The sequence below is a fragment of the Ruminococcus sp. Marseille-P6503 genome (assembly GCF_900604945.1).
Classification (GTDB): Bacteria; Bacillota; Clostridia; order Oscillospirales; family Ruminococcaceae; genus FB2012.
Genome location: NZ_UWPB01000002.1, coordinates 689,072 through 701,358, shown reverse-complemented (window position 1 = coordinate 701,358; position 12,287 = coordinate 689,072). Strand labels below are relative to the sequence as shown.

Genomic DNA, 12,287 nt, shown 5'->3' with positions numbered 1-12,287 from the left:
GCCCTTCATTCAAAATGCAGCGGCGGACCATTCCGCCCCTGCACCTGAAATAAAGCGTTATTATCCGAGAATGCTGTCCCTGGCTTCCGCCCACTTCTTGTCGGCGTCCTCAATGATTGCCTTGAACTCGTCCTCGCCCTTGCCTGCGAATGCCGCTTCGGCAAGCTTAATCTTAAAGTTGTCCGTATCTCCCAGCCATACGCCTACGCCGGACTCGGTATCAATTTCGTTGAATTTTCCAAGCAGCTCGTCAGGCGAAGCGTCCTTTTCAAACAGCACGCAATCCTTGAATTCAGAAAGGTTGTCGGGAAGCTCGGAATTTGCAGGAGTAGGAATCATTCCCTCCGCGGCGGCAAAGCCTGAATCCTTTACGAACCATTCTACATATTTCTTTGCAAGCTCCTTGTTGTCTGAATTCTTGTTTACGCCAAGACAGTAATCGGCGGCGGTCTCAGCATACTGTTTTCCGTCAGCGGCTGTCACCGGAACAGGCATATAGCCTATATCGTCCTTGTTTTCAGCCTTCTCCTGGAACTGACTGATAGCCCATGAGCCCATTACCATTGAGGCTATCTTTCCTTCGCCGAACCATACCTTGGAGGATTCCCATTCTGTAGTCATGTGATCCTCCTCGATCAGCTCGGGATCGGAGAATATATCGTACATAAGCTTATATACAGGATAATAGCCGCCGTCCTCGGCAAACAGATCCAGCTTTTGGGTAAGCAGGTCGTTTTCATAGCCCGGGTTTCCGGAAGCTGAAATTACAAGGTTCTGCCACTGGGTTATCGTCCAGCTTGCGTCCTTGTAGTTTGTATAATAAGGAATTGCCTCGGTATTTTCCGCAATGAGCTTCAGATCGCTGATGAACTCCTCAGGAGTCTTGGGCGTTTCGGTAATTCCCGCGGCGTTCCATACCGCCTTGTTGTAAAGCACGCCTGTCGCCGTTCCGCCGTACGCAAGACCGTAAACATTCTTGTCGGTATCCATTTTCTTATTTACCCAGCGGTAGGAATCCTTAAACTCGTCATATGTACCGAGCGGCTCGAAGAAGTTTGAAAGGTCCTTGATCTCTACCTCGTCAGGGATCATCAGAACGTCGCCGTAATCTTCAGTTCCCATTCTTGTCGCTACGTCTCCGGAATAATCGGTATAGCCTACATATTCTACAACGCAGTTATTTGCCTCCTCAAACTCATCAGTCAGCTTGTCAAGAGTTCCGTCGTCAACCCTGTCGGTTCGGTTGGTAAGAACCTCAAGAGTGACCTTTCCGTCGCCGTTCTCCTTTTTGCTGCCGTCATCCGAGCCGCAGCCCGAAAGCATCGCTGTAATTCCCATTGACATCGCAAGAGCGGCAGCGGCAATTCTCTTTGTTTTCATAAACTTACCTCCATAATATTATCACTTAATTTTCGGCTTAATATTAATTGTAGTTTAAGCTTAATGTTAAGTATATCATTTAAGATAATTTAAGTCAATGGTTTTAGTGAAATTATTCGATATTAATCAGAATTTTTGTAAACAAATATAGTTAACAGACAATTTTTTTGTGTACAATGCACAAAAAACGGCAACGTTTACATCTTGTCATAATAAAAACTGCAAAATAAATATCCGCTTCCGATATTTTACCGAAAGCGGATAAATTTATTGATTATTTAATATTAACTAAAAAATCAGTCTTTGTTTAACCTGCGGACAGAATCCTTGATAACAAGCTCGCCGTCTATATTTCTGATCCTCGGCTGTATATCCGGCTGCTCTATTCTGATTATCATAGTCTGAACGGCAAGCTGAGCCATATATTCGGCGTCAACGTCCACGGTAGTGATTGTAGGATCTGAAACCTCCGAAATAAGATAGTTATCATAGCCTACGACGGAAATATCGTCCGGCACCGAATAGCCTATCGCTTTAAGCTGCTTAATAGCGTTAAAAGCCGCCTCGTCGCAGTTGCAGACGAAAGCAGTCGGCATATCCTCGGGAAAATCCATTTCAATAAAATCGCGTCTGTCGCGGTCGTCAACGATCCAGCTGTCATTAACAGAAAGGCCATTTTCAATCATGGCTTTAAGATAACCCATATAACGGTCGGTAATACTGGTGGTTGCAAACAGCCTTCCTATGTATCCGATCTTGGTGTGACCCATTTTTATAAGATAGCTGGCGAGCTTATAGCCTCCGTTATATCCGTTTGTGATAACGGCGTCGATATTCATTTCAGGAACATAATAATCAAGCAGCATCATTGACGGCATACTTTCATAAAGCTTGCGAACATATTCTCCGCTGAGCTGTCCGAGTGAGATCAGACCGGATATCTTTCGGTCCTTGACCAGATTCGGCATTACCAGGTTATCCTCGTCAGACTGAGTAAGATTTTCAAGAATACAGTAAAGATTTTCTTTTTTCAGGCATTGAACAAGAGAATTATAAAGCGCCCAGTAAAACGAACCGTTGGGATTTATGAATTTTTCCGGTATAAGAACTCCGATATTTCCCTTTTTTCTTTCAAGGCTGCTCTTTGCCGGAACATAGCCCATTTCCTCCGCGGTTCTCTTTATCTTATCGCGAAGCTCCCTGCTTACGCCGCTTTTTCCTGCCAAGGCTTTTGAAACCGTAACGTTGCTGGTATTGCACGCCTTAGCTATATCTATAAGCGTAACCGATTTTTTCATTGCAGCGTTCAAAACCGGCGGCGGACCCGCAGGAGATGAACTTCACCCTCTTTCGCCAAAATTTTATGCTTATTTAATTATACATCATACTATACCGCAAAGTCAATAGCCGTTGAATAAAAAGACGCAGCAGCAATTACCGGCTTATTTTTTACTGCCGCCTGAGATCTCAACGCTGTCAAGATTAAAGACGCCGGCTTTTACGGTAATTTCAGCCTTATGCGCACCCGTTTCCAGTCCTCTGAGCATATATGATATTTCCCTGTACTCCGTTTGCGGAACAGCGTAACTATACTCGATAACCTCGCCGTCAACGGCAACAGAAATAACCGTACCCGACTTTACATCTCCTGTTACCGCAAAGCCGCCGCCCTCAAAATCAACAGTAAAGGAGCAGCCCTCTTTTCCCGCGGAGGAGGTTCTTTTGTAGCTTCTGAAGCTGCCTACCGTGGTGTGATTCCATTCGCCGCTGTAGCTAACGCAGGAGTCTGTATTATCGTAGCGTGTGATGTAAGCCTGCACGCCGTCTGCCTCCTCAACGGAAATATTGTCAAAACAGTTGTTGTTAAGCGAGCTGAAAAGCGCCGCGCGTCCCGCGCTCTGAACAGACTCGTTTTCGGCGGCATAGTCTATAACCCTTTCCCCGTTTATATAGCACTTAACGGTATTGCAAACCGCTTCAACTTTAATCCTGGTCCATACAGACGGGTCAAAGCTGTCAAGCGCTCCGCTTTCAAGAACGGAGTTATTCTTCCAAAGCTGATACTTGCCGTTCTGAAAAAGCTGAAGCCAATATCCGCTCAGTCCCGCGCAGCCTGAATTATAGCGTACTCCTACGCCTGTGTAATTTTCATCGGGTCTGTCGCTTTGGGCAAAGACTACGTCGGCGGACACGCTGTAATCAAACCAGCGGTCGTCGCCGAAATTAGTTGTGGGATCTGGAGTCCAGCCCCATTCCTTTGCTTTGGTTTCGGGAGTGATCATCTGCATTAAAACATTGTTTCCGTCTATATTCCGCACTTCAAACGCACCGCCCTGATCGGTCGTATACCGGGGCGCGTATCCTCTTGAAGAAAGATAATTTTCATCATAATCCGCATATTCAAAATCGTCGGTATAGGGTAGCGGGAGAATCGTCCGTCTGCTGTCATCGGGACATGGGTAGTCTGCTTCCTCAAGCCTTAATGTGGAAACAGTAACGATTGAGCTCGGCCTTACGGTAACGCTGTAAACCCAGACTCCGCCTTTCGCTTCCGGAGTGATTTGACTGATCTTCCTGAAGTAATTTTCATCATAGCTGCCGCCGTCCGGGCCTCTCGTTTCCCATACTTCCGCCGTCTGTGAGGCCTTGGCAAGATTTGATACGGTAAAATTATAGGTAACAGGCTGCGAGGTTGTGTTTGCAATAACCGTACTGTAGTCGCCTGTTTCGGTATCCGCCGCAGTAACGTAGCTGTAAACGGAATCGACAATAGCGTGACCGTCGCCGCCGTCTTTTCCGTCCGCATAGCAGGCGCCGTCGACAAACGCCCAGCCCTTTTTCATAAACTGTGAAAAATGCAGCGACATGAAAAATCCGCTGTCCAGCATATAATAGCCGCTCCATGGGTCGCTTGCAAGGATAAACTGCTTCTGGCAGTAGGTTACGCCGTCATAATAAGCGGCGATTACAGGCTGATACTGGCACATTGTCATTCTGCCGTTTGGGTACATCATAATAATCCTGTTGGCAATATCAAGCGCTCCGTTTACGCCTGAAAGTCCCGAGCCGTCCACGTCGAAACGGTATGTACCCTGAGAATAGCCCATTGACGTGCTGCCCTCCGAAAACCAAAGCTCCTTTCCGTATTCGTAAGCAAGCTTCTGCGCGTTTGCGGTGGACCGGCTTGTGTAATGGCTTCCGACAACGTCAATTGCGTTTAAAAGCTCCTCGTCCTCAAGCATACGGTCGGCGATTCCCCATGTGCATACCTCGTCGCCAGCGACGATCTTGATCTGCGAAAAATCATAGGCTGAGTTCTTTTCGGCTTTCAGCGTCCTTGAAAGATATTTTATCCATTCAAGATCGGCGTCCCGTTCGTTCTGGGTCGTGCTTACATAATCAAATTTGATTCCGTAGACTTTATACGCGGTATCAAGGGTCTCCTTATACCATTTATACCGTGTGGCATAAACGTCCTCGGATTGTGAAACCCACAACGGCTCGCTCCACCAAAGCATATCGAGAGTTAGATCCGGATTTATTTTTTTTGCGTCTGCCGCAAGCTGATAACCTGCTCCTCTTGTAACGTCCGCAGGCTCGTCCTCAGTTCTTTTTACGGCAGGCTCGGTTCCCGATGAGGAGTTGATATCGGAACCCATTTCAAGCTTAAGATGCGTGATTCCGACTCCCTTTTCGCCGAAAATATACTCTAAAAGCTCCCAATACGCGTCGGGCTTTTCCGCCTTATAATCAAGCAGCAGCCTTGAGGAATTGTTTCCCGAAACCATTCCTGCGCCCCGAAAACGCATGGTTTCAGAAGTATTCATATTTTCTCCGTCTATAACAATATTTGTCCGGCAGTTCATTTCTTTTTCCTCCGCAAATCAGCATTTTCAAGTTGTTTACAGCCCGAAGCCTTCTGGCAGCATAAAATCCAATACTCTTTTTATAGCTCGCAAAAGGTGCACAAGCATGAAAATTACCGCTTTTCTCCTAAATCACAAAAACGCCGCAGACAACGTATCTACGGCGTTTACTGTGGCAGGGGCAGAAGGGATCGAACCCTCGGCACGCGGTTTTGGAGACCGCTGCTCTACCAGCTGAGCTATACCCCTATAAATTAGTGGTGGGCCATCGGGGACTCGAACCCAGGACCGACCGGTTATGAGCCGGTTGCTCTAACCAACTGAGCTAATGGCCCACTAATACAAAAAGAATCAAGCAAAGAGCATTTGCTTGACCTCCTAAATTTTAAGCTTGATGCCCAAAAGGTCAAGGCAAAAAGCGCCAAATGGTGACCCGTGGGAGAATCGAACTCCCGTTGCCGGCGTGAGAGGCCGGAGTCTTAACCGCTTGACCAACGGGCCAAATGGTGCACCATCGGGGACTCGAACCCAGGACCCACTGATTAAGAGTCAGTTGCTCTACCATCTGAGCTAATGGTGCATATAAGCCGGCGAGACCTATTTTACCGGGCCGTACCCAGCCAAGTATCGTTGGCGAAGATGAGCTTAACTTCTGTGTTCGGCAAGGGAACAGGTGGGACCTCATCTCAATCATCACCGGCTATAGTGAAGCATGACAGCTTCAAAATTGAATAATGGATAAAGTAAGGCGTCAGAGGGGAGGGATTGACATAATAAAGGTTAAGCCCTCGACCTATTAGTACTCGCTAGCTTAATACGTCACCGCACTTACACTTTGAGCCTATCAACCTTGTAGTCTTCAAGGGGTCTTACTCCTTTCGGATGGGATATCTTATCTTAAGGGCGGCTTCACGCTTAGATGCCTTCAGCGTTTATCCGTTCCGCACATAGCTGCCCAGCCGTGCCACTGGCGTGACAACTGGTGCACCAGAGGTGCGTCCATCCCGGTCCTCTCGTACTAGGGACAGCTCCTTGCAAATATCCTGCGCCCACGACAGATAGGGACCGAACTGTCTCACGACGTTCTGAACCCAGCTCGCGTACCGCTTTAATTGGCGAACAGCCAAACCCTTGGGACCGAATACAGCCCCAGGATGCGATGAGCCGACATCGAGGTGCCAAACCTCCCCGTCGATGTGGACTCTTGGGGGAGATCAGCCTGTTATCCCCAGGGTAGCTTTTATCCGTTGAGCGACGGCATTTCCACTCACATACCGCCGGATCACTAACTCCAACTTTCGTTACTGCTCGAACCGTCATTCTCGCAGTTAGGCTCGCTTCTGCGTTTACACTCTTCTGCATGGTTTCCATCCATGCTGAGCGAACCTTTGAGCGCCTCCGTTACTCTTTAGGAGGCGACCGCCCCAGTCAAACTGCCCACCTAACAATGTCCCCCGACTTGTTTCAAAGCCGCAGGTTAGAACTCCAGCACTCCAAGAGTGGTATCCCAAGGCTGACTCCACATCAGCTGACGCCGATGCTTCCTAGTCTCCCACCTATCCTGTACATGAAATACCGAAATCCAATATTAGGCTACAGTAAAGCTCCATGGGGTCTTTCCGTCTAGTCGCGGGTAACCGGCATCTTCACCGGTACTACAATTTCGCCGGGCGGGTTGTTGAGACAGTGCCCAGATCGTTACACCATTCGTGCGGGTCAGAACTTACCTGACAAGGAATTTCGCTACCTTAGGACCGTTATAGTTACGGCCGCCGTTTACCGGGGCTTCAATTCAATGCTCTCACATCTCCTCTTAACCTTCCGGCACCGGGCAGGTGTCAGCCCCTATACGTCATCTTTCGATTTAGCAGAGACCTGTGTTTTTGATAAACAGTCGCCTGGGCCTATTCTCTGCGGCTTGATTGCTCAAGCACCCCTTTTCCCTAAGTTACGGGGTCAACTTGCCGAGTTCCTTAACAACCCTTCTCCCGTTGGCCTTAGAATCCTCTTCCTATCTACCTGTGTCGGTTTGCGGTACGGGCGCATTATACATTCATGCAGCTTTTCTTGTCTCCGTCCATTGTGACTTCCCTACTATTTTTCGGTCCCTTTCGACCGGGTCAACCATCGCCCGGCTTCACAACTTTCAAAGCGTCCCTGCATTTAAGTATTTCTGCGGCTACGGAATCTCAACCGTATGTGCATCGGCTACGCGTTTCCGCCTCACCTTAGCTCCCGGCTTACCCTGAGCGGACGAACCTTCCTCAGGAATCCTTAGATTTTCGGCCATTATGATTCTCACATAATTCTCGCTACTCATTCCGGCATTCTCACTCGAATAAAGTCCACCAGCGCTTCCGCTCTGACTTCGCCCCTTATTCGACGCTCTCCTACCACGATAACCTTAGTTATCATCCCAAGCTTCGGTATACGTTTTAGCCCCGTTGAATTTTCGGCGCAGAGTCACTCGACCAGTGAGCTATTACGCACTCTTTTAATGTATGGCTGCTTCTAAGCCAACATCCTGGTTGTTTATGCAACTCCACATCCTTTTCCACTTAAACGTATTTGGGGACCTTAGCTGTGGGTCTGGGCTGTTTCCCTTTCGACAACGAAACTTATCTCACGCTGTCTGACTCCCGTGAACCGATTATCCGGCATTCTTAGTTTGATAGGGTTCGGTAATCTTTCGACCCCTAGCCCATTCAGTGCTTTACCTCCGGTAATCTGTCACGAGGCTAGCCCTAAAGCTATTTCGGAGAGAACCAGCTATATCCGAGTTCGATTGGAATTTCTCCGCTATCCACACCTCATCCCCGGCCTTTTCAACGGACGTGGGTTCGGTCCTCCATGGAGTTTTACCTCCACTTCAACCTGGACATGGATAGGTCACTCGGTTTCGGGTCTATTGCATACGACTTTTTCGCCCTGTTAAGACTCGCTCTCGCTTCGGCTCCGCGCCTTAAGCGCTTAACCTTGCCGCATACAATAACTCGCCGGACCATTCTACAAAAGGTACCCGATCACACCTTGACGTGCTCTCGGTGCTTGTAAGCATAGGGTTTCAGGTTCTCTTTCACTCCCCTCCCGGGGTTCTTTTCACCGTTCCTTCACAGTACTTTTCGCTATCGGTCATCAGGTAGTATTTAGGCTTGGAGGGTGGTCCCCCCGTCTTCCCACGGGATTCCTCGTGTCCCGCGGTACTCTGGATCCAGCTCGCTGACTCGTCTTTTCGCTTACATGACTCTCACATTCTTCGGTATGTCTTCCCATACATTTCAGCTAAAACTCATCAATGCTAAACGCTGTCCTAAACCCCGTATGTATTGCTACACACGGTTTGGCCTCTTCCGCTTTCGCTCGCCACTACTCACAGAATCTCGGTTGATTTCTCTTCCTCGCCCTACTTAGATGTTTCAGTTCGGGCGGTTCCCCTCATATACCTATTTTATTCAGTATATGATGTATGAGCTTCTCTCATACGGATTGCTCCATTCGGAAATCTGCGGATCGTTATATGCTTGCTATTCCCCGCAGCTTATCGCAGCTTACCGCGTCCTTCGTCGGCTCCTGATGCCAAGGCATTCTCCCTACGCTCTTATTAGCTTAACCATTTGAATTATGTCTTTTCCTCTTCTTGCTTTTCGCTAATTGTAGGTTTCTCAAGATCTCTCTTGATTTACCCGACTCTTAATCTCTTTCGATTAATTTGTCGTTTTTCCTCATTTGCATTACTTTTCTTCATTATTCAATTTTCAAGCTGCCAAAGCTCTTGCGCAGCAAGAGCTTGAAAAATCCCTTTGATGAATTATTTCATCAATTTCGCTTTCGCGAAACCGGTATTTTTCTTTGTTCGTTAATTGTTCTCCAATTAACTGGTGGGCACAAGTGGACTCGAACCACCGACCTCACGCTTATCAGGCGTGCGCTCTAACCACCTGAGCTATGCGCCCGAAACTTCCTTTCAGTTCCGGTGAAGACTACGCTTCATCATGTGTGCTACGGTTGTTCTTCCTCCTAAACTCTTGTTGGTGGAGATGAGGAGGATCGAACTCCTGACCCCCTGCGTGCAAGGCAGGTGCTCTCCCAGCTGAGCTACACCCCCAGATCCAAGGGCTTAGGTTCCGTTCTTATGCTCTATTCCTTTTTTAAGATGCCTTTTCAGACATCTTCAAAATTGAATAACAACTCTGCTTCTGTTTCTTCCCTTGTCTGACCGGAGTCTGCTGCTTTTTATTCAGCCTTACTCCTTAGAAAGGAGGTGATCCAGCCGCACCTTCCGATACGGCTACCTTGTTACGACTTAACCCCAGTCATCAATCCCACCTTCGACAGCGTCCCCCTTGCGGTTAGACTACTGGCTTCGGGTGTTACCGACTCCCATGGTTTGACGGGCGGTGTGTACAAGGCCCGGGAACGTATTCACCGCGGCATGCTGATCCGCGATTACTAGCAATTCCGACTTCATGCAGGCGGGTTGCAGCCTGCAATCCGAACTAAGACTATTTTTTGTGTTTTGCTCCGCCTCGCGGCTTTGCTTCACTTTGTTCATAGCCATTGTAGTACGTGTGAGGCCCAGGTCATAAGGGGCATGATGATTTGACGTCATCCCCACCTTCCTCCGTTTTGTCAACGGCAGTCCTGCTAGAGTGCTCTTGCGTAGCAACTAACAGTAAGGGTTGCGCTCGTTGCGGGACTTAACCCAACATCTCACGACACGAGCTGACGACAACCATGCACCACCTGTCTGTACGTCCCCGAAGGGATTTCACTCATCTCTGAGCTATGCGTACGATGTCAAGACCTGGTAAGGTTCTTCGCGTTGCGTCGAATTAATCCACATACTCCACTGCTTGTGCGGGCCCCCGTCAATTCCTTTGAGTTTCAGCCTTGCGGCCGTACTCCCCAGGTGGATTACTTATTGTGTTAACTGCGGCACGGAAGGGGTCAGTCCCCCCACACCTAGTAATCATCGTTTACGGCGTGGACTACCAGGGTATCTAATCCTGTTTGCTCCCCACGCTTTCGAGCCTCAGCGTCAGTTAAAGCCCAGTAAGCCGCCTTCGCCACTGATGTTCCTCCTAATATCTACGCATTTCACCGCTACACTAGGAATTCCGCTTACCTCTACTTCACTCAAGAACCGCAGTTTCAAGTGCAGTCTATGGGTTAATCCCATAGTTTTCACATCTGACTTGCAGTCCCGCCTACACTCCCTTTACACCCAGTAATTCCGGACAACGCTCGCTCCCTACGTATTACCGCGGCTGCTGGCACGTAGTTAGCCGGAGCTTCCTCCTAGGGTACCGTCATTATCGTCCCCTAAGACAGAGGTTTACAATCCTAAAACCTTCTTCCCTCACGCGGCATCGCTGCATCAGGCTTTCGCCCATTGTGCAATATTCCCCACTGCTGCCTCCCGTAGGAGTCTGGGCCGTGTCTCAGTCCCAATGTGGCCGTCCAACCTCTCAGTCCGGCTACTGATCGTCGCCTTGGTGAGCCCTTACCTCACCAACTAGCTAATCAGACGCGAGCTCATCTTTCAGCGATAAATCTTTGATAGCCTTACCATGCGGTATGACTATGTTATGCGGTATTAACTGTCGTTTCCAACAGGTATCCCCCTCTGAAAGGCAGATTGCTCACGTGTTACTCACCCGTCCGCCACTAGCTTCGGAAAAGCAAGCTCTTCCTCCGCCCGTTCGACTTGCATGTGTTAAGCGTGCCGCCAGCGTTCGTCCTGAGCCAGGATCAAACTCTTAATTTAAGTTGTATATTATATACATCCCTGTATCTAATATCTCTTCCTGTTTCAGTTCCTCACTGACTGTCGTAGTTTTTTTCGTCTTCTACTTGACTTCTTAATTCCTTCCAAGTACTTTCTCTCTCTTCTGGAATCTCCAAGGGTTTCTTCTTCGTCTTCGTTGTTATTCAATTTTCAAGATGCCTTACCGCTATCCCCCCTTAGCTCTCGCTTTCGGGACAGCTCGTTTATTATATCACTTCCGGCGCAGGTTGTCAAGCGAAAAACTGTGAACTTTATATTAATTCATCGCTCCGTTTGCTTCCTGCCGCTTTCGGCGACTTATTCATTTTATCACAACCCGGCATTATTGTCAACACCTTTTTTGCGATTTTTTCAGGTTTGTCACTCTTGCTCAACAAAAAGCCAAAACATACGTCTTATACTATTGAATTTGTACATAACGATACAAATACTTTCTGTATTTTTACGTTTTACAAGCAAAAGTATGTATAAAACTGACTATGCAGCGCAAAATACTACTATCTATAAACAAGGAGGCTTCAAATTGAACAAAACAACAGGAATTTATAATTTTCTCAGGACTGCCGTTATAAGCTTAACCGTTTTGACCTTGCTTGCAGTCTGCGGACTTGTTTTTATTAATAATGAGCAGCCGGCGCTGTCACAGGTAGGCTCCAGCGGAAAGGAAGTTACCGCTATTCAGGAAAAGCTGAAGGAACGCGGACTGTTCAACGTGGGAGTGACCGGCTATTACGGAGAAGAAACTCGGAAAGCCGTACTCAGATTCCAGAAGCAGCAGGGCATTAAGCAAACCGGAGTAGCCGGACCGGCAACTCTCAAGGCGCTAGGTATCTCTATCGGCTCCATTCCCAGCGCAACCGAGGCAAATATCAATCTTCTCGCAAGAATCATCTCCGCCGAAGCCAGAGGCGAGCCTTATACCGGACAGGTAGCCGTAGGAGCGGTTATCCTCAACAGGATCGAACACCCCTCTTTTCCCGACACCCTTGCCGGAGTCATTTACCAGAACGGCGCCTTCACCGCTATAGTAGACGGACAGTTCAACGAGCCTGTTGCGGATTCGGCGTATAAAGCGGCAAGAGACGCCCTCAACGGATGGGATCCGACCGGCGGCTGTATCTACTATTATAACCCGGCCAAAACCTCCAACGCGTTCATGCATTCAAGACCTACCGTAACGGTCATCGGAAGTCACCGCTTCTGCAATTAACAAAAACCGGCAGAGCCAAAGCCCTGCCGCATACATAATAACC

Annotated in this window: 4 protein-coding genes, 6 tRNA genes and 3 rRNA genes; 1 reads left to right on the top strand and 12 read right to left on the bottom strand. The window is 48.3% G+C overall.

All coding sequences use genetic code 11. The features are described 5' to 3' along the window. Positions 1–60: 60 nt before the first annotated feature. The 12 genes from EIH25_RS09350 to EIH25_RS09295 form a co-directional block, all read right to left on the bottom strand. The gene (locus EIH25_RS09350) at positions 61–1,380 is read right to left on the bottom strand and encodes an ABC transporter substrate-binding protein (RefSeq protein WP_124100795.1); all 1,320 of its coding nucleotides are present in this window, start codon (positions 1,378–1,380) and stop codon (positions 61–63) included. A gap of 296 nt (positions 1,381–1,676) precedes the next feature. Further along, positions 1,677–2,678, bottom strand: coding sequence for a LacI family DNA-binding transcriptional regulator (locus EIH25_RS09345; RefSeq protein ID WP_124100794.1), 1,002 nt, complete (start codon positions 2,676–2,678; stop codon positions 1,677–1,679). Positions 2,679–2,822: 144 nt separating this feature from the next. Then, positions 2,823–5,246 carry a glycosyl hydrolase family 59 gene (locus tag EIH25_RS09340; RefSeq protein WP_243113138.1) on the bottom strand — a complete coding sequence of 808 codons (2,424 nt, stop codon included), beginning with the start codon at positions 5,244–5,246 and terminating at the stop codon, positions 2,823–2,825. A 173-nt stretch (positions 5,247–5,419) separates the two neighbouring features. Then, positions 5,420–5,495, bottom strand: a tRNA-Trp gene (locus EIH25_RS09335). A gap of 9 nt (positions 5,496–5,504) precedes the next feature. Next, a tRNA-Ile gene (locus EIH25_RS09330) sits at positions 5,505–5,581 on the bottom strand. 91 nt (positions 5,582–5,672) lie between these two features. Then, positions 5,673–5,747 (bottom strand) — tRNA-Glu (locus EIH25_RS09325). A 3-nt stretch (positions 5,748–5,750) separates the two neighbouring features. Next, positions 5,751–5,826 (bottom strand) — tRNA-Lys (locus EIH25_RS09320). Between the two features lie 5 nt (positions 5,827–5,831). Beyond that, positions 5,832–5,947, bottom strand: a 5S ribosomal RNA gene (rrf, locus tag EIH25_RS09315). Between the two features lie 75 nt (positions 5,948–6,022). After that, positions 6,023–8,858 (bottom strand): 23S ribosomal RNA (locus EIH25_RS09310). Between the two features lie 264 nt (positions 8,859–9,122). Then, positions 9,123–9,199, bottom strand: a tRNA-Ile gene (locus EIH25_RS09305). 76 nt (positions 9,200–9,275) lie between these two features. Beyond that, positions 9,276–9,351 (bottom strand) — tRNA-Ala (locus tag EIH25_RS09300). Positions 9,352–9,500: 149 nt separating this feature from the next. Next, a 16S ribosomal RNA gene (locus tag EIH25_RS09295) occupies positions 9,501–11,013 on the bottom strand. Together the 16S, 23S and 5S rRNA genes with 6 tRNA genes alongside form the textbook arrangement of a ribosomal RNA operon. A gap of 604 nt (positions 11,014–11,617) precedes the next feature. Here EIH25_RS09295 and sleB point away from each other — a divergent pair. Continuing rightward, positions 11,618–12,244 carry a spore cortex-lytic enzyme gene (gene sleB, locus EIH25_RS09290; protein ID WP_243113176.1) on the top strand — a complete coding sequence of 209 codons (627 nt, stop codon included), beginning with the start codon at positions 11,618–11,620 and terminating at the stop codon, positions 12,242–12,244. Positions 12,245–12,287 lie beyond the last annotated feature (43 nt).

Coding starts and splice junctions, on each gene's coding strand:
- EIH25_RS09350 (WP_124100795.1), bottom strand. CDS start 1,380: ATGAAAACAAAGAGAATTGCCGCTGCCGCTCTTGCGATGTCAATGGGA.
- EIH25_RS09345 (WP_124100794.1), bottom strand. CDS start 2,678: ATGAAAAAATCGGTTACGCTTATAGATATAGCTAAGGCGTGCAATACC.
- EIH25_RS09340 (WP_243113138.1), bottom strand. CDS start 5,246: ATGAACTGCCGGACAAATATTGTTATAGACGGAGAAAATATGAATACT.